The organism is Kitasatospora griseola, from assembly GCF_014648555.1.
Classification (GTDB): Bacteria; Actinomycetota; Actinomycetes; order Streptomycetales; family Streptomycetaceae; genus Kitasatospora; species Kitasatospora griseola.
Map to the genome: position 1 here is coordinate 293417 of NZ_BMRI01000001.1, position 17335 is coordinate 310751.

Here is a 17335-nt window from a genome sequence, read left to right on the forward strand (position 1 = left end):
CCGGTTTCGCGTCAGGCCACGGCCTCCAGCTCGCGCAGCTCGTGCTGCGGGACGTTCAGCACCCGGACGTTGTCCTGTGCGGGCGTCAGGTAGCCGCGGAGGCGGACTGCCAGGGCGACGATCAGCAGGGTGCAGAGCGCCATCGAGGCGAGGTAGAGCGGCCAGGTGCCGGAGCCGACCAGCAGGACGCCGACGGCGGGGCCGACCGCGACGGCGGTCTGCTTCACCAGGGCGTAGCCCGAGTTGTAGGTGCCGAGCAGGCGGGCCGGGGCGAGGTCCGCGACGATCGGGCCCATGGTGGGGGCGAGCAGGGACTCGCCGACACCGAACAGGGCGTAGATCGCGACGATGGCGACCGTCGCGGCCATCGCGTCCTCGCGGATCAGGCCGGCGACCAGGGCCATGCCCCAGGCGGCGAGCCAGACCACGCCGGCGGCGGCCATCGCGGTGGTGCGGCGGCGGCGCTCGGTGATCCGGACGACGAACATCTGCAGCAGCACGATGGTCAGCGCGTTCGCGCCGATCGCCAGGCCCAGGGTGGAGGGCGCGGTGCCGACGGTGTCGGTGGCGAACGCGGCGACGCCGGACTCGAACTGGCCGTAGCAGGTGAAGAAGATCAGCCCGGCGAGCAGGCACAGCCGCAGCATCGCCTTGTCGGCGACCAGCGTCCGCAGCCCGCTGCTCCTCCCGGCCGCGGTCGGGCCGGCCGGCTCGACCTCCGCCGCGGGCATCCTCGCGGTGCCGGTGACGGCGGCCAGGCCGAGGAACGTCAGCGCCTCGATGGTGAAGAGCCTGGTCAGGCTGGCCGGGTCGGCGGTGTCGACGACCTGGCCGCCGACCAGCGCACCGATGCCCATGCCGAGGTTGACCAGGGTGAACTGGAGCGCGAAGGCGCGGGAGCGCTCGGCCTTGCGGGTGCAGCGGACGATCATCGTGGCGAGTGCGGGCTGGCAGGTGGTGACGCCGGCGCCGAACAGGAAGGAGGAGATCAGCAGCGTGGGCGTGCTCGCGGCCTGACCGAAGGCGAACGCGCCGGCGGCGGCCATCGCGGTGCCGGCCAGCAGCACCGGGCGCGGGCCGTACCGGTCGATGCCGCGGCCGGTGAACGGCAGCACGGCCAGCGCGGCGAGCGCGAACACGGTGAACACCGCGCCGGCCGCCGCGGAGCCGAGGCCGCGCACCTCGCTCACGTACACGAACATGTACGGCAGCGTGAAGCCGCTGCCGAACGCGCTGAGCGCGTTGCCGATCTGGACGCGACGCAGTCGGCCGCCCCACTCCTTCACTTGGCACCCCTCGAAGACTCCGAAAGCAGGCCCCTGCGGCCCTCGCTTTACCCCGTAAGATTTCAGACCTAAAGTCTACGCATAGAAACCTTAACGAGTCAAAGGCTTAACAGCTGCACCATGCGTGGAACAATGACCGTATGAGCGCACGCAGAGCGGAGCCCGACTCCGCCACCGAACTCGGCATCGCCGAACAGGTGGCCCTCTACCAGCGGGAGTTCCCCACCGTGGATCCCCAGGTGGAGACCATCGTCTCCACCCTCTCCCGACTCTCCCGCCGGATGAACGTGGCCTACAGCCGCCAGCTGGCCACCCTCGGCATCACCAACGCCGAGTGGGAGGTGCTCAAGGCGCTGGTGTTCGCCGGCAGCCCGTACCGGCTCGGCCCGGGCGAGCTCGCCAAGCGGCTCGGCCTGACCCCGGCCGCGATGACCCACCGGATCGACCGGATGGTCGCCGAGGGCCTGGTCACCCGCGAGCGCGACGAGGCCAACCGGGTCCGGGTGATCATCGAGCTCACCCCGATCGGCCGCGACAAGTGGATCGAGCTGATGCGGATGGCCGCTGTCTTCGAGGGCGACCTGCTCCAGGACGTCCCCGGCGAGGACCGCCCCGAGCTGGCCGCGACGCTGACCCGGATGCTGCGCCGGATCGAGGAGTCCCAGCCGGACGCCCTCGGCCGCACCGACGACCTGACCTGCTGACCCGCCGCTGCAGCGGGAAGGCGGCGGCCGGGGAAACGCGACGAGGGGCGCAGGGAGAGTGATCTCCCTGCGCCCCTCGCGTTCAAGGGCTACTGCCGGTCAGCCGGGGGTCAGCACGCGCCGTTGTCGGTCCAGGTGCCCCACTGGCCGCTCAGGCTCGGGTCCTCGCCGGTGGTCCACCACTTGTTGGTGTAGTAGTGGCCCTTCCAGGAGACCTTGGTGGCGGTGGCGTACACGGTGCCCGCGTTCCAGCTCGGCGCACCGGAGCAGGCGCCGGAGGTGGCGGACTGCGACGGGGAGGCCGAGGCGGAGGAGGACGGGGACGCCGAGGCCGAGGAGGAGGCCGAGGTGGACGGCGACGGGCTGGCCGACTGCGAGGCCGAGGCCGACGGGGACGGGGAGTTCGGGGCGGCCGGGCAGTTCGCGGCGGAGCCGTTGGTCGCGGTCACCATCTTGTCGAACAGCGCGGTCTGGGTGCCCAGGTCGTACATCGAGAAGGCGAACGAGCCGCCGAGGCCGTTGCAGTGCGCGTAGTCCAGCTTGGCCTGGATCGACTGGGCGTTCTCGCCCGACCAGAAGGTGGTGCCGTCGTAGAAGTACGCGGCCTTCGCGGCGTCGTCCCAGTAGGTGTACGCCGGGTTGTCGACGAAGCCGTTCAGCTCCTTGTACATCTTGATGCCGTTGACGTTGCCCGAGTAGCTGCCGCCGGCCGCCGGGCCGGTCGCCGGCTGGAACAGGCCGTGGTTGTTGCCGGCGGTGACGCCGGTCCAGCCGCGGTAGTAGAACGGGACGCCGACGTTGATCTTCTTCGCCGGGAAGCCGCCGGGGATGCCGTACTGCGGGTCACCCACGGTGTACGCCTTGATGGCGTTGTCCAGCGAGTACTTGCCGTTGCCGCCCGGGACCGGGTTCATCGGGTCGTTCGGGTTGGTGTAGATCGGGGCCTGGTGGTTGGTCGGGCCCTTGGCCTCCCAACCGCCGTGCATGTCGTACGTCATGATGTCGAGGAAGGTCAGGTACTGACCGATCTTGTCGGTCTCGACGTACTTGATCTTGTCCTGACCGGCGCCGACCGCGGCCGCGAGGCCGTAGGTCTTGCCGTCCGTCTTGCCCTGGGCGTCCAGCTGGCTGCGGAACTCGGCGAGCAGCGAGGTGAAGTTCTGCTTGTCGTTCGGCGAGGAGTGGTTGCCGGTGTGGCCGTTGCCGCCCGGGTACTCCCAGTCGATGTCGATGCCGTCGAAGATGCCGGCGCCGGTGCCGGGGCCGCCGTAACCGCCCTGCACGGGCAGGTTGCCCTTGATGTACAGGTCGACGCAGGAGGACACGAACTTCTTGCGGGACGCGTCGGTGGCCGCGGCGTCCGAGAAGTACTTCGAGTAGGTCCAGCCGCCGATCGACAGCAGCACCTTGAGGTTGGGGTTCTTCGCCTTCAGCTTCTTCAGCTGGTTGAAGTTGCCCACGATCGGCTGGTTCCAGGTGTCGCCCACGCCGTCGACCGAGATGTCGGCGCCGAAGCTCTTCTGGTAGTCCGCGAAGGAGTCGCCCGCGCCGTCACCCGCGTTGGGGTCGTCCTCGTTCTGCGACGCGGCCTTGTTGGCCTCGAAACAGGTGAGGTTGGTGGGGTCGATGTTCCCGAAGTCGTAGATCAGGTAGTCGAGCTTGCCGGCGGCGCCGGTGTCGTTCATGGTCTTCAGGTAGTAGGCGTTGGTGTAGATCGACCACTGGTCGAAGTAGGCCACCTTGATGCCACCGCTGGTGGCCGGCGCGCCGGTCGAGTTGGTGGGGGCCGCCTGGGCGGTGCCGCCGGACAGCGCCAGGGTGCCGCCGAGCAGCAGGGACGCCGCGGTGCCGGCCGCGAGCGCGGCCCAGCCCTTGGGGCGCCGCCGCGAGGGCGACTGGGGAACGGTACGAAGCATGGCTGCGGGACTCCTGGTTGTGGGGGTCCTGACAAACCCGGATACGAACCGTGCGAGGTGGGGCCGCACAGCCAGGGGCATGACAGGGGGAATCGAGCGTTGGCCTGCAAAAACGCCGGGTACGGGATAAGCCGAACCGGCGCCGGTGGTCTGAACCACCGGCGCCGGCCCAGGGGCTCCCTGCACCTGCCAAGTAAAATGGACTAGACCAACTCGGCCGTCAAGAGCGGGATCTGACGCTTACGCCCCGCTTAAGGTTCGGTGACCGATCAGTACCGCAGCGCATTCGCCACCACAGGCGTCACGGGAGTGTTCAGCGACCGGTTGCTGTGCGCCGTGGCCTGCGCAGTCGCCCCGGCAGCCACCTCCGGCACCGTCACCACGGTGGCGTCCAGCAGGTTCCCCGACGCGTCGTCGAAGTTGACCTGAATCGTGTACTTGCCCGCCTGGGAACCGTGGTTGGTGACCGTCACCGGCACCGACAGCTTGCCGTCCGACTCGGTGGTCACCGACCCCAGCGCCACATCGCCCTTCACGTTCAGCCCGCCCTTGACGCTCGCCAGCGCCGAGGACGCCGCGGCCTGCGCGGAGGCGCCCAGCGAGGCCGCCGCCGAACCGATCGCGGCGGTCGCCGACCCCAGCGCCGACTCCGCGGCCGAGGCCACCGCCGACTTGCCGCCCTCCAGCGCCGAGGACGCCGTTCCGGACGGCTTGCCGCTCGACGTACAGCCGGCCAGCGCGGCAGCGCCCACCAGCACGGCCGCGGTCCAGCCCGCGGCCACCCGGATCTGTCGCTCCATCAGTGAATCTCCCTGTCTCGTCGCGGCGCTCAGGAGAGCCCGGTGCCGTTCTCGCCCGCCGCCTCGTCCGCGGCCCGGGCCTCCCGCCTGCGCATCGCGTCCTGACGGCGCGACACCACCGCCACGGCGCCCAGCGCGCTTGCCGCGAACGCCAGCACACCGATCCACGGGCGGCCCAGCGAATGCCCGGAGGCCGCGTCCAGCGAGTAGGCGCCCGGGCCGGAGACCGCCAGCGCCAGGCCGCAGGCGCCGAGCAGCGCCGGGTACTCGTAGCCGCCGCCGTGCGCGAAGAAGCCCGCCGGGTAGTGCACCGCGATGGCGCCCGCCATCGTCCCGGCGACCACCGCCCCGGCCACCGGGGTGGCCAGGCCCACGGCGAGCAGCGCACCGCCGCCCGCCTCGCCCAGCCCCGCCGCCAGGGCGTTGCGCTCGCCCGGCTCGAAGCCCATCTGCTCCATGGCCTGGGCGGTGGCCTCCGGGCCCCCGCCGCCGAACCAGCCGAACAGCTTCTGCGCGCCGTGCGCGAACAGGACACCGCCGACGACCGAGCGCAGTGCCAACAGACCGAGATCCTTGCGGTGCAGACTGGACATGGTGTTGCCCCTGGGTGTGAAGAGAGGACCGTAGGGCCCATCCCAGCGTGCGCACCGGCCCCGCTCGACCCGGCGAACCCATCCGGGCGACCCGACCCACCCCGCAGGGAGACTCCCGATGCCCACCGCACCGCAGCCGCCCGAGTACGTCCTGCACGGCGACCGGGTCACCGACGAGCCGAGCTTCTGGGCCGAACTCGGCCGCGCCGTGCACGCCCCCGGCGACTACTACGGCAAGAACCTCGACGCCCTCGCCGATGTCCTGCGCGGCGGCTTCACCCCCGAGCCGCCGTACGTGCTGATCTGGCGCCACGCCCTGGTCTCCGCCCAGGGGCTCACCCGCCGGGTGATCGGCCCCGACGACGAGGAGCGTTCCTACTTCGACGCCGTCCTCGACGTCCTGCGCCAGGGTGGCGTCACCGTCCGGCTGCGCTGACCGCCCATCATGGGCGCATGTCGGCGATCAACCTGAGCACCGTCTTCGTCACCTTCTTCGCCGTGGTCGGCCCGCCCAAGGTGCTGCTGGCCTTCGCCCAGCTCAGCCAGAGCCGTACCCCGGCCGAACTGCGAAAACTCACCCTGGTGTCCTCGGTGGTCGCCGCCGTGGTCGGCCTGGTGCTGGCGTACACCGCGGACGTCATGGCGGCGCTGTTCCACATCTCCGACCAGTCGCTGCAGATCGCCGGCGGGGTGATCTTCTTCATCTACGCCGTCGCCCTGGTGCTCGGCGTCCACCTCGGCGGCGGCAGCAGCGATGGCCACCTCGACAATCCCCTCGCCGACGGCATCCGCCAACTGCTGCTGCCGTACGTGGCCAGCCCGCTGGCGATCACCGCGCTGCTGGTCGAGTCGCTCACCCGGGACACCCTCGAATGGCACTCCACGGTCGCCGCCATGTACGTCGCGGTGATCGCCGTGGACTGCGTGTCCGTCCTGCTGCTCGCTCCGCTGCTGCGAGCCAGCCGGCGCACCTCGCTGGAGGTGCTGTCCCGGCTGCTCGGCCTGCTGCTGGCCGCCGTCGGCGTGGAGATGTTCCTGTACGGGCTGGAGAGCCTCGGCGTGCACCTGGCCCCGTCCAAGAACGGCTACTGAGATCCCGTCAGGACGCCCGGATCGCCCGCCACGGCACCGGGCTGGAGAGGATCATCGAGCTGGTCGGCTGCCCGTAGCCGCCCAGCCGGTCGGTCAGCCGCTCGAAGGCCGGCATGTCCGGGACGCCGACCAGCAGGACGCAGCACGCCCCGCCGGTCACCCGGTGCAGCTGGAACACCTCCGGCCAGTGCGCCACCTCCGGGTCGCGCAGCACGCAGCGCGGGCCGTAGCACTGCACCGTCACCAGGGCCATCACCGCCGCCCCGGCCTTCGCCGGGTCCAGGTGCGTGTGGTAGCCGGTGATCACTCCGTCCGCCTCCAGCCGGCGCACCCGCTCGGCCACCGCCGGCGGCGACAGGTTCACCCGGCGGGACAGCTCGTTGTACGACAGGCGCGCATCGGCCTGGAGTTCGGCCAGTAGCAGTCGGTCCACCGCGTCCATCGGCGGCTCCTTTGCGTTCGTCAGGCGATCGGGGCGCAGCACCTTGCGAACGGCAGGCCAATGCCGCCAACCGGGCTACGACGCCCATTCAAGAGCAGGCCGTCGCGCCGCACAATGGTGGCGCCCGCCGCACCCCGGAGCGGGCGGAACCTGGAGGTACCGGCCATGACCGGGCAGACCCACCGGCCCCACCTGACCTTCGGCGGCGACCAGAAGGGCAGCGCGTCCACCCCGTACGCGCAGTACGTGCACCTGACCGAGCTGCACGCGCTCCAGCAGCCGCGCTCCGCGGAGCCCGCGGAGTACACGTTCATCGTCGCCACCCAGGTGATGGAGCTGCTCTTCGACCTGCTGCACCGCGAGTGGACCGCCGCCCGCGCCGCGCTGCGCGAGGACGACCTGACCGCCGCCCGCGACGCGCTGCGCCGCGGACTGCACGCGCAGGACGTGCTGGTCTCCTCCTGGGACCTGCTGGCCGCCATGACGCCGGCCGAGTTCAACGCGTTCCGGCCGGTGCTCGGCGAGGCGTCCGGCTTCCAGTCCTCGGCGTTCCTGCGGCTGGAGTTCCTGCTCGGCAACAAGAGCGAGCGCCTGCTGACCATGTACCAGGACTCCCCCGCCGAGTACGACGAGCTGTTCACCGAGCTGCGCACCCCCAGCCTGTACGACGAGGCGCTGGCCGTGCTGGCCCGCCGCGGCCTGGAGATACCCGCAGCCCCCGCCGCCGCCCGCCGCGACCACGACGACGCCGTCGAGGCCGCCTGGCGGGCCGTGTACACCGACCCGGCGCTCGCCGACCTGGCCCGGCTCGGCGAGGCGCTGCTCGACACCGCCGAGCGGGTCACCCGTTGGCGCCAGCGCCACTACTCCGCCGTCAAGCGCACCATGGGCGGCAAGCCCGGCACCGGCGGCTCCTCCGGCCTGAGCTGGCTGAAGCACTCCGCCGACCAGGACGTCTTCCCCGAACTGTGGTCCGTCAGGAACGAACTGTGACAACTCACACCGCGGCTCCCACCCGCGAGGACTGCGTCGCCCGCGACGCCGCCGACCCGCTGCACCCGCTGCGCGAGCACTTCGAACTGCCCGAGGGCGTGCTGTACCTCGACGGGAACTCGCTCGGCGCGCTGCCCCGCCGCACGCCCGGCCACCTGGCGAAGGTGGTCGCCGAGGAGTGGGGCGCCGGGCTGATCCGGTCCTGGAACGACGCCGGGTGGTTCCACCAGCCCGGGCGGCTCGGCGACCGGCTCGGCGCGCACCTGCTGGGCGCGGCGGCCGGGCAGGTGGTGGTCTGCGACTCGACCTCCGTCAACCTGTTCAAGGTGCTCGGCGCGGCGCTGCGGCTGCGCCCCGGGCGCGGCGCGCTGGTCGCCGAGCGGCACGCGTTCCCCACCGACCTGTACATCGCGGACGGCCTGACCGGGCTGCACCCGGGCGCCCGGCCGGTGCTGGTGGACTCGGCGGCGCAGCTGGACGCGGTGCTCGACGCGGACACCGCGGTGGTGCTGCTCTCGCACGTCGACTACCGCACCGGCGAGCTGCTGGACATGGCGGCCGTCACCGAGCGGATCCACCGGGCCGGGGCGCTCGCCGTCTGGGACCTGTGCCACACCGCCGGGGCGCTGCCGATCGGACTGGACGCGGCGGACGTGGACTTCGCGGTCGGCTGCGGCTACAAGTACCTGAACGGCGGGCCGGGCGCGCCCGCGTTCCTGTACGCGGCCGAGCGCCACCACGCGGCGGCCCGGCAGCCGCTGACCGGCTGGTTCGGCCACGCCCGGCAGTTCGACTTCGAGCCGGGCTACCGGCCCGCCGAGGGCATCACCCGGTTCCTCACCGGGACGCCTCCGGTGCTCGGCCTGGCCGCGCTGGAGTCCTCGCTCGACGTGTGGGAGCTGGCCGATCCGGCGGCGGTGCGCGCCAAGAGCCTGGAACTCTCCGACCTGTTCCTGGAGCTGACGGCCGATCTGGACGTCGAGCCGGTGACGCCACGTCAGCACGAGCGCCGCGGCAGCCAGGTGGCGCTGCGGCACCCGGAGGGCCACCGGATCGTCCAGGCGCTGATCGCCCGCGGCGTGATCGGCGACTTCCGGGCGCCCGACCTGATGCGGTTCGGCTTCACCCCGCTGTACCTGTCCCGGGCGGACGTGCACGACGCGGCGACGGCGCTGCGCGAGGTGCTGGCCTCCGGGGAGTGGCGGCAGGACCGGTTCGCCCGGCGCGGCGACGTCACCTGACGGCGCGTCGACCGCAGGCCGAACGGCCGGGGCCCGTGGGGGCTCCGGCCGTTCGGCGGTTCGGCCGCGGGGCGTCAGTGGCGACGGCCGCGGTTGCGACGGGCCAGCGTCACGGCCGCCGCGCCGAGGCCGAGCAGCACCGCGGCGCCGCCGGCCAGCGGGGCGACCAGGCTGCTACCGGTGTTCGCCAGCCCGCCGCCGGGCCGGTGGCTCTGCCCGGGCTCCGGGCGCTCGCCGTGGGTGGGCTCGACGCTCTCCGACGGCTCGGGGCCCCCGCTCTCGGACGGCGACGGCGAAGGGCTCTCCGACTCGCTCGCCGAGGGCGACGGCGAAGGCGAGGTGCTCTCGCTCTGCGACGGCGAGGGCGACGGGCTCTGCCCGCAGGTCGGCAGGTCGCCGTTGAACGGGTAGGCGTGGATCTCCGTCCCGGCGGTGCCGGTCTGCAGCAGGTTGCCGGCCACGTAGACGCGGCCGTTGGCGCCGGGAGTGGACACCGTGACGGTGCCCGCCGGGTTGCCCGCCATGATCGAGCCCTGGAACTGGGCGCCGCCGGAGATCGTCGCGTCGGCGGAGGTGGGGAAGTTCCACATCAGCAGCGGCTGCATGTCGGTGAGCTGGTCGCCGGGGAAGCCGGAGCCGGTGTTGGTGCGGATCAGCACCGGGTCCGGGCCGACCATGTTGACGATCACCGTCGCGCCCGCCGGGATGCCGGCGAACACCATGTCGGCGGCGGCCGTGTCGCTGCCGATGTTCCGGTCGACGTTGAAGATCTGCCGCATGCTGTGGCCGTCGCCGGTGAAGGTGTACAGGTTGCCTTCGACGCTCAGCGTGCCGGTGGCGGTCTGCTCGGCCATGCACGTCGAGTCGTCCTTGATGACCGTGGTGAGGCCGAGGAACGGGTCGATCGCCGCCGGGTCCTGGCGCGCCGCGCCGGGGCCGGAGAATTCCAGGATGCCGCTCTCGGTGGTGCCGAAGGCCAGGTTGCCCCAGCGGGCCGGGTCGCCGCCGCCGATCTGCACCCGGTTGCCGGTGACGACGTCGACGGCGCCGCCGACCGTCACGTGGTCGGTGCCGGGCGGCGGCGCGACCTGGGAGCCGACGCCGACCACGCCCATGTTGAACAGGCCGCCGCCGTTCTTGTCGACGGTGAGGTCCTTGACCGTGACGACCTTCCCCTCGACCTCGGCGGCCCGGCCCTCCACCGTGTAGTTGCCGCCGACGAAGACGTTGATCGTGTCGTCGGTGCCCGCGGGCGGGCCGTTGTGCACCGGCACCGGGAACGGGTTCGGACAGTTGCCGACGCACGGACCGAGCGGCGGGGCCAGCTGGTCCGCCTGCCCGATCGAGGCCAGTGTGACGAGCGGGGCGGCGGCGAGGGCCGCCACTGCCGCATACCGGACCAGCCGGTTCTTGGGACGAGCGCCGTGTCGCACGGACACCCCTTTCGTTGACGGTGGGTCAGCAGCCAGCGAACCCCGGCCAGCAAAGTGGTGTTGGCGGAAAAAACCCGACCGTCTGACAACTGACACGCAGAAAGATCACTCGAACGGACTAAGTTGCTGGTGCACCGATGACGGCGCCCGCCTGGACGAAGGAGACCCGTGTCGAACCATCCGCTCGCCCTGCTCGCCACCACCGCCGAGGTCCTCGCCCGGCCGGACGCCGACGAACGGCTGCTCGCCGACTACGAGCGCGAACGCGCCGACCGCTTCCGCCGCCCCGCCGACCGCGACGACTACGTCGCCGCCCACCTGCTGGTCCGGTACTGCGCGGCCGCGCACCTCGGCATCGACCCCGCCGACATCGCCTTCGGCCAGCAGTGCCCCGGCTGCGGCCGCACCGGACACGGCCGGCCCCTGCTCACCGACCGCCCCGGCACCCACCTCAGCCTGTCCCACACCGGCGGGATCATCGCCGCCGCGGCCGGCCCCGTCCCGATCGGCGTGGACGTCGAACACCTCGGCCCGCGCAGCACCGACCCGGCCTCGCTCAGCCACGTGCTCAGCCCCGCCGAGGCCGCGCTCATCCGCGACCACCCCGACCCGACCCGGGCGTTCCTCCGCCAGTGGGTCCGCAAGGAAGCCCTGATCAAGCTCGGGCGGGCCACCCTCGACAGCCTGCCCGAGATCGACCTGTCCGCACTCCCCCTCGACCCGCCCGCCCAGCACCGGCACGGCGACCTGTACTACCTCGAACTCACCACCGAGCAGGTGGTGTTCACCGCGGCGGCCACCCTGCCGACGACGCTCGGCGAGCTCTGAACCACCGACGGTCGTCCGACTCGGGCGCGGCGCCCGGCTCCTCGGCGTCCACCAGCAGCGCCCAGGAGTCGGGGCGGCAGCCGTCCGGCTCGGTGGAGCCGTCGTGCCGGGCTGAGAGCGGCCCGGCCCGTTGTCGGCGGGGCGGAGCAGACTGGAGGCATGTGCCGAAGCATCAAGACGCTCCGCCCGCCGATGACGCCCGACGCCACCCCCGAGGACGTGCACGCGGCGGCACTCCAGTACGTCCGGAAGATCTCCGGGTTCCGGGCGCCCGCCGCGCACAACCGGGAGGTGTTCGACGCGGCGGTGGCCGCCGTCGCGGCCGCCACCGCCGAACTGCTGGCCGGGCTGGAGGTGCGCGGCGTCACGCCCCGTTCGTCGACCCCGGCCGGATGACCATCAGCACCAGCACGACCACCCACAGCAGGTTGAACAGCCCCGCGGTCATCGGCAGCATCTTCAGCATGCCGGTGGCCCGGGTGGTCTCCGCCTCCTGGTTCTCGGTCGCGTCCAGCGCGTCCACGGTGGCCTGCTGACCGGGCAGCACGAACAGCAGCAGCACACCCGCCGCGATCGCCGTCAGCACGATCGACGCGATCAGCCAGCCGTTCCCCAGCACATGCATCGCCTGCGCCGTACCGACGCCCAGCAGCGGCACCGCGATCCCGATCAGCGCGTAGATGTTGCTGATCCGGTGCAGCAACCGCACCGACGCCTGCGCCGTCACCTGCTCGGGCCCCGCCACCAGAGCGGCCTTCGCCTTCCGCGGGAACATGCTCACCGCCACCGCGACCGGACCGACGGCCAGCACGGCGACCACCAGATGCAGACTCAGCAGGAACTTGGCCATCGCCGCCGCAACCCTTCGAAAAACCACCGGAAAGAAATCGTCCGCCACGCTAGCAGCGCTTATCCGGGGCCCTGCCGGGCCCCGGCAGGGGCTTACGCGCCGGTCGGGAGGGACGGGATCCGGGAGAGGACCGCCTGCGTGTCGAGGCCGGTGGGGAGGGTGCCGTAGGCGAGGCCGGAATGGCCGGCCAGGCGGGTGGCGGTGAAGGCCTCGGCGACGGCGGGGTGGCCGTGGCGGAGGAGGGCGGCGGCCTGGAGGGCGAGGGCGAGGCGTTCGACCAGGTGGCGGGTGCGGTATTCGAGGTGGTCGGGGTCGGCGAGGTCCTTGCGGAGGTCGGCGACGGCGGTGTCGAAGTGGCGGTCGAGCCCGCTCGCGGCGTCGAGTTCGGCGAACACGGCGGCCACCGACTCGGGCTGCCGGGCCATCGCGCGCAGCGCGTCGAGGGCGGCGACGTTGCCGGAGCCCTCCCAGATCGACACCAGCGGCGCCTCGCGGTAGAGCCGGGGCATCCCGGACTCCTCGACGTAGCCGTTGCCGCCCAGGCATTCGAGGGCCTCGGCGGCGTGCCCGGGGCCGCGCTTGCACACCCAGTACTTGGCGACGGCCAGGCCCAGGCGGCGGAACCGGGCCTCCTGCTCGTCGCCGGCCAGCGCCCGGTCGGTGGCCTCGGCGAGCCGCATGGCGATCGCGGTGGCGGCCTCCGACTCGACCACCAGGTCGGCCAGCACGTTGCGCATCAGCGGCTGCTCGACCAGCGCCTTGCCGAACGCCCGCCGGTGGGTGGCGTGGTGCAGGGCGCGCAGGGCGCCGTACCGCATCCCGGAGGCGGCGCCGACGGTGCAGTCCAGCCGGGTCATGTTGACCATCTCGATGATGGTCCGCACGCCGCGGCCCTCTTCGCCGACCAGCCAGCCGACCGCGTCCTCGTACTCGATCTCCGAGGAGGCGTTGGACTTGTTGCCGAGCTTGTCCTTGAGCCGCTGCAGGCGCAGCGCGTTGCGGCTGCCGTCGGGCAGCACCCGGGGCAGCACGAAGCAGGACAGCCCGCCGGGGGCCTGGGCCAGCGTCAGGAACAGGTCGGACATCGGGGCGGAGGTGAACCACTTGTGGCCGACCAGCCGGTACGTGCCGTCGCCGGCGGGCACGGCCCGGGTGGTGTTGGTGCGGACGTCGGAGCCGCCCTGCTTCTCGGTCATCGACATGCCGGCGATCAGCCCGCGCTTGCCGTGCGGCTCGCGCAGCCCGAAGTCGTACTCCCGGGCGGCCAGCAACGGCTCGTAGGCGGCGGCGAGTTCGGGGCTGGTGCGGAGGGCGGGCACCGAGGCGTACGTCATCGAGATCGGACAGGTGTGCCCGGCCTCGACCTGCCCCCAGACGTAGAACTTGGCGGCGCGGGCGGTGTGCGCGCCGGGCCGCTCGTCCTGCCAGGGCGCGGCGTGCAGGCCGTGTTCGACGGCAGTGCGCATCAACTCGTGCCAGTACGGGTGGAATTCGACCTCGTCGACGCGGTGGCCGTAGCGGTCGTGGGTGTGCAGCACCGGCGGGTTGTCGTTGGCGAGCCGGGCCCAGTCGGCGGCCTGCTCGGTGCCGGCCAGGCGGCCGAGGGCGTGCAGTTCGTCCGCGGCCCAGCCGGCGCCGGCCCGGTCCAGGGCCGCCAGCAGGGTGGGGTCCTCGGCGACGTCGTGGCCGTACGGGTCGGGGACCTGGTTGGTGACCTCGTGCGTGCTTGCCATCAGTGCCCTCCCAGGGCGCGCAGGGTGAAGGTGACGAGCTCGGGCAGGACGGTCTCCGGCGGCTGCCCGTCGGTGAGCGGCCCCACCAGCGCCTCGCCGACCGCGCCGACGATCGCGGCGGCGGTCAGTTCGGCGCGCTGGACGGGGAGTCGGCCCTCCGCCACGGCCCGGTCGATCCGGCCGGCGATCAAGTCCCGGAACGCCCGCCGGAACACCAGGCGTTCGGCCTCGACCACCCGGTCCGCCGGTTCGGCGAGCAGCGCGTACGCCAGCCGGGGCGACTTCAGTGCACGGGCGGCGAAGGTGGAGACCACCGCCGCGACCCCGTCCAGCGGGTCGGCGGCCCGTTCGGCGGCTTCCGTGACGGCGGCGATCTCCCGGCCGCAGACGGTGCGGAACAGGGTGACGGCGAGATCGGCCTTGCCGTCGAAGTGCTGGTACATGCTGCCGGTGGCGATACCGGCCCGGTCGGCGACGGCCGCCATCGAGCAGCCGGCGTAGCCGCGTTCGGCGAGCAGGACGACGGCGGCCCGCAGGACGGCCTCGCGCTGACCGTCGAGCCGGGCCTGGACGGCGGCGGTGCGTCGATAGGCCACACCAAGGATTGAAGCACCGATTCAGCGCTTCAGAAAGGCCTGCGGCAGGTTTTGAACGCGTTCACTTTTCGCTGGGCTCACCCCGGAGACACCGAGGGAGGGCTTCCATGAAGATCGTGCTGCCCGGCGGCACCGGGCACGTCGGCAGACTGCTGGAACGCGCGTGGACCGCCGCCGGCCACGACGTGCTGATCCTGACCAGAGGGCCGGACCGCGGCCGGGAGATCCACTGGGACGGCCGCACCCTCGGCCCCTGGGCCGAGGCCGTCGACGGCAGCGACCTGGTGGTCAACCTCGCCGGACGGAGCGTCGACTGCCGCTACACCCCGGCCAACCTCCGGACCATGATGGACTCCCGCGTGGACTCCACCCGGATCGTCGGCGAGGCCATCGCGGGAGCCGCCCGACCGCCCAGGACCTGGCTCCAGATGAGCACCGCCACCGTCTACGCCCACCGCTTCGACGCACCCGACGACGAAGCCACCGGCCTGCTCGGCGGCGCCGAACCGGGCGTCCCCGCGTACTGGGCCTACAGCGTCGAGATCGCCAAGGCCTGGGAGCGGGCCCAGGAGGAGGCGGACACCCCGCGGACCCGCAAGGTCGCGCTGCGCACCGCGATGGTGATGAGCCCCGAACGAGGCGGAGCCTTCGACCTCGTCCTGCGCCTGGCGCGCCTGGGCCTCGGCGGCCCGATCGCGGGCGGCGCCCAGTACATGTCCTGGATCCACGGCCGCGACCTGGTCCGCTCGCTCGACTTCCTGACAGCCCGGGAGGACCTCTCCGGCCCGGTGAACCTCGCCGCCCCCAACCCCGTGTCCCCCACCGCGACTTCATGCACGCGATCCGGACCGCCTGGCGCATCCCGGTGGGCCTCCCGGCGACCCGCTGGATGGCCGAACTCGGCGCGTTCGCCCTCCGCTCGGACACCGAACTGCTGCTCAAGAGCCGCCGGGTCACCCCCGGCCGACTGCTGGACGCCGGCTTCCGCTTCGACCACACCCACTGGCCCGAGACGGCCGCCGCCCTGGTCCGGGCAGTCAGGGGCCGCGATCAGGGGCCCGGGGAACGGCGGGGCCAAGGCCGCCGGCGCTGAGCCCTCCGCCGCCTCGGTCCCGTTCCGTCAGCCCGCCCCGACAGCTCGCAGCGCGAACGGCAGAAAGCGGTCCGCGGCGGCCTGCGCCGTCGCCGCGTCCACCTGGTCCGGGCGCGGCATCAGCAGGAAGCGACTCATCAGCGGCCCGACCACCACCGCCCCGAGCAGGTCCGCGTCCGGGACGGAATCGATCTCGCCGCGTTCGGCGGCCCGCCGGACGGCCTCGCCGACCCGGCGGTGGACGGGTTCGAGGAAGGCCGCGGTGAGGGCGTCGGCCAGGGCGGTGTTCTGCGCGGCCTCGCCGACCAGGGCCTGCATCAGGCGGCCGGCCTCGCCGGTGAGCGCGGCGGCCTTGTCGCGCAGCAGGACCCGGAGGTCGCCCTCCAGGGTGCCGGTGTCGGGCTGGGTGCGGACGTCCTCGACGTGGGTGGCGGCGGCGGCGATCACCAGCTCGTCCTTGGAGGACCAGCGGCGGTAGAGGGTGGCGGTGGAGACGCCCGCGCGGGCGGCGACCGCGGCGGTGGTCAGCGCCCGGTAGCCGCTCTCGGTGAGGACGGCCAGGGTGGCGTCCAGGATGGCCCGGTCGCGTGCGGCGTCGCGGGGGCGCCCCCTTCGCGGCGCGGTCTCGGCCGCCGGCCGCCGGAGCGTGCGCGGGTCGTCCGGGGAAGCGGGGGGTGCGGTGCGGGTCATGGCATCAGCCTACGACGGGCGCAAAACGAAACGAAATCACTTCGTTTCGTTTATGCTCGACGGCATGAACGCTTCCACCGGCGTTTCCACGCCCACCGCGCCCCACCCCGCCGCCGTCACCCCCGTCGGCAACGCCGGCGCCGACGCCGCCGCCACCGTCGCCCGCCTGAACGCCGTCTTCGCCACCGGCCGGACCAGGCCGCTCGCCTGGCGCAAGGCCCAACTGCGCGCGCTGCGCCGCCTGCTGGTCGAGCAGGAGGAGGTGTTCGCGGCCGCGCTGAAGGCCGATCTCGGCAAGAGCCCGACCGAGGCGTACCTCACCGAGATCGGCTTCACCGTCAACGAGATCGACCACACCCTGCGCCACCTGGCCCGCTGGCTGCGCCCGCGCCGGGTCCCGGTGCCGCTGGCGCTGGCGCCCGCCCGGGCCCGCACGGTGCGCGAGCCGCTGGGCACGGTGCTGGTGATCAGCCCGTGGAACTATCCGCTGCAGCTGGCGCTGGCCCCGCTGGTCGGTGCGATCGCCGCGGGCAACTGCGCGGTGGTCAAGCCCAGCGAGCTCGCCCCGGCCACCTCCGCGGCGCTCGCCCACTGGCTGCCGCGGGTCCTCGACCCGCAGACCGTGGCCGTGGTCGAGGGCAGCGTGCCGGAGACCACCGCCCTGCTGGAGCAGCGCTTCGACCACGTCTTCTACACCGGCAACGGCACGGTCGGCCGGATCGTGATGACCGCCGCCGCCCGTCATCTCACGCCCGTCACGCTGGAGTTGGGCGGCAAGAGCCCGGCGGTCGTCGACCCCGGAGCCGACCTGGCGGCGGCGGCCCGCCGGATCGTCTGGGGCAAGTTCATGAACGCCGGCCAGACCTGCGTCGCCCCCGACTACGTCCTCGCGATCGGCGACACCGGCCCGGCGCTGGAGGCCGAACTGGCCGCCGCGATCCGGGAGATGTACGGCGAGGACCCGGCCGGCAGCCCGGACTACGGGCGGATCGTCAACGAGCGCCACTTCGACCGGCTGACGGCGCTGCTGGCCGACGGGCGGACC

18 protein-coding genes and 1 pseudogene are annotated in these 17335 nt (G+C 72.8%); 9 read left to right on the forward strand and 10 right to left on the reverse strand.

Annotated elements, in window-relative coordinates:
* Positions 1-11: 11 nt before the first annotated feature.
* Positions 12-1286 (reverse strand): MFS transporter, encoded by a 1275-nt coding sequence (locus IEZ12_RS01305; RefSeq protein ID WP_189270357.1) that lies wholly within the window; start codon positions 1284-1286, stop codon positions 12-14.
* Positions 1287-1426: 140 nt separating this feature from the next.
* Between IEZ12_RS01305 and IEZ12_RS01310 the strand changes: the two genes are divergently transcribed.
* Entirely contained in the window at positions 1427-1990 is a 564-nt protein-coding gene (locus tag IEZ12_RS01310; RefSeq protein ID WP_043913742.1) for a MarR family winged helix-turn-helix transcriptional regulator, read from the forward strand.
* A 110-nt stretch (positions 1991-2100) separates the two neighbouring features.
* Here the strand turns inward: IEZ12_RS01310 and IEZ12_RS01315 are convergent, their stop codons facing one another.
* The 3 genes from IEZ12_RS01315 to IEZ12_RS01325 all read right to left on the reverse strand — a co-directional run bounded on the left by IEZ12_RS01315 (position 2101) and on the right by IEZ12_RS01325 (position 5299).
* Positions 2101-3906, reverse strand: coding sequence for a glycosyl hydrolase family 18 protein (locus tag IEZ12_RS01315; protein WP_189270358.1), 1806 nt, complete (start codon positions 3904-3906; stop codon positions 2101-2103).
* 269 nt (positions 3907-4175) lie between these two features.
* The gene (locus IEZ12_RS01320) at positions 4176-4706 is read right to left on the reverse strand and encodes a hypothetical protein (RefSeq protein ID WP_189270359.1); all 531 of its coding nucleotides are present in this window, start codon (positions 4704-4706) and stop codon (positions 4176-4178) included.
* Positions 4707-4735: 29 nt separating this feature from the next.
* Positions 4736-5299 (reverse strand): DoxX family protein, encoded by a 564-nt coding sequence (locus IEZ12_RS01325; protein WP_189270360.1) that lies wholly within the window; start codon positions 5297-5299, stop codon positions 4736-4738.
* Between the two features lie 118 nt (positions 5300-5417).
* On the opposite strand from IEZ12_RS01325, the gene IEZ12_RS01330 reads away from it, so the two are divergent.
* Both IEZ12_RS01330 and IEZ12_RS01335 read left to right on the forward strand, forming a co-directional pair.
* A complete protein-coding gene (locus IEZ12_RS01330; RefSeq protein ID WP_100585811.1) occupies positions 5418-5735 on the forward strand; it encodes a barstar family protein in 318 nt (105 codons plus the stop codon).
* A 17-nt stretch (positions 5736-5752) separates the two neighbouring features.
* On the forward strand, positions 5753-6391 hold the full coding sequence (locus IEZ12_RS01335) for a MarC family protein (RefSeq protein ID WP_189270361.1): 639 nt from the start codon (positions 5753-5755) through the stop codon (positions 6389-6391).
* 7 nt (positions 6392-6398) lie between these two features.
* Here IEZ12_RS01335 and IEZ12_RS01340 read toward each other — a convergent pair whose 3' ends face one another.
* The gene (locus tag IEZ12_RS01340; RefSeq protein ID WP_189270362.1) at positions 6399-6833 is read right to left on the reverse strand and encodes an Lrp/AsnC family transcriptional regulator; all 435 of its coding nucleotides are present in this window, start codon (positions 6831-6833) and stop codon (positions 6399-6401) included.
* Between the two features lie 165 nt (positions 6834-6998).
* Between IEZ12_RS01340 and IEZ12_RS01345 the strand changes: the two genes are divergently transcribed.
* Both IEZ12_RS01345 and kynU read left to right on the forward strand, forming a co-directional pair.
* Positions 6999-7826: a tryptophan 2,3-dioxygenase gene (locus IEZ12_RS01345; protein ID WP_189270363.1), complete on the forward strand. Its 828-nt coding sequence runs from the start codon at positions 6999-7001 to the stop codon at positions 7824-7826.
* The gene (gene kynU / locus IEZ12_RS01350) at positions 7823-9067 is read left to right on the forward strand and encodes a kynureninase (RefSeq protein WP_189270364.1); all 1245 of its coding nucleotides are present in this window, start codon (positions 7823-7825) and stop codon (positions 9065-9067) included. Before IEZ12_RS01345 ends, kynU begins: the two co-directional genes overlap by 4 nt.
* Before the next feature lie 74 nt (positions 9068-9141).
* On the opposite strand, the gene IEZ12_RS01355 is transcribed toward kynU, so the two are convergent.
* Complete coding sequence (locus IEZ12_RS01355; RefSeq protein ID WP_189270365.1) at positions 9142-10500, reverse strand: choice-of-anchor A family protein; 1359 nt, start codon at positions 10498-10500, stop codon at positions 9142-9144.
* 168 nt (positions 10501-10668) lie between these two features.
* Here IEZ12_RS01355 and IEZ12_RS01360 point away from each other — a divergent pair, with 168 nt between their 5' ends.
* Together IEZ12_RS01360 and IEZ12_RS01365 are read left to right on the forward strand one after the other, a co-directional pair.
* Positions 10669-11328 carry a 4'-phosphopantetheinyl transferase family protein gene (locus IEZ12_RS01360; protein WP_189270366.1) on the forward strand — a complete coding sequence of 220 codons (660 nt, stop codon included), beginning with the start codon at positions 10669-10671 and terminating at the stop codon, positions 11326-11328.
* A gap of 159 nt (positions 11329-11487) precedes the next feature.
* Positions 11488-11724 carry a DUF2277 domain-containing protein gene (locus IEZ12_RS01365; RefSeq protein WP_043913756.1) on the forward strand — a complete coding sequence of 79 codons (237 nt, stop codon included), beginning with the start codon at positions 11488-11490 and terminating at the stop codon, positions 11722-11724.
* Here IEZ12_RS01365 and IEZ12_RS01370 read toward each other — a convergent pair.
* The 3 genes from IEZ12_RS01370 to IEZ12_RS01380 all read right to left on the reverse strand — a co-directional run bounded on the left by IEZ12_RS01370 (position 11693) and on the right by IEZ12_RS01380 (position 14507).
* Positions 11693-12178 (reverse strand): hypothetical protein, encoded by a 486-nt coding sequence (locus IEZ12_RS01370; RefSeq protein ID WP_189270367.1) that lies wholly within the window; start codon positions 12176-12178, stop codon positions 11693-11695. The genes IEZ12_RS01365 and IEZ12_RS01370 overlap by 32 nt on opposite strands.
* 92 nt (positions 12179-12270) lie before the next feature.
* The gene (locus tag IEZ12_RS01375; protein WP_189270368.1) at positions 12271-13911 is read right to left on the reverse strand and encodes an isovaleryl-CoA dehydrogenase; all 1641 of its coding nucleotides are present in this window, start codon (positions 13909-13911) and stop codon (positions 12271-12273) included.
* A complete protein-coding gene (locus tag IEZ12_RS01380) occupies positions 13911-14507 on the reverse strand; it encodes a TetR/AcrR family transcriptional regulator (RefSeq protein ID WP_189270369.1) in 597 nt (198 codons plus the stop codon). The genes IEZ12_RS01375 and IEZ12_RS01380 overlap by 1 nt, the downstream gene beginning before the upstream one ends.
* 107 nt (positions 14508-14614) lie before the next feature.
* Between IEZ12_RS01380 and IEZ12_RS01385 the strand changes: the two are divergent.
* Positions 14615-15600 (forward strand): annotated as a pseudogene (locus tag IEZ12_RS01385) (TIGR01777 family oxidoreductase).
* A 27-nt stretch (positions 15601-15627) separates the two neighbouring features.
* Here the strand turns inward: IEZ12_RS01385 and IEZ12_RS01390 are convergent.
* The gene (locus IEZ12_RS01390) at positions 15628-16290 is read right to left on the reverse strand and encodes a TetR/AcrR family transcriptional regulator (protein ID WP_189270370.1); all 663 of its coding nucleotides are present in this window, start codon (positions 16288-16290) and stop codon (positions 15628-15630) included.
* A gap of 64 nt (positions 16291-16354) precedes the next feature.
* Between IEZ12_RS01390 and IEZ12_RS01395 the strand changes: the two genes are divergently transcribed.
* Positions 16355-17335: aldehyde dehydrogenase family protein (locus IEZ12_RS01395; protein WP_229847132.1), on the forward strand; the 981-nt coding region annotated here is incomplete at its 3' end.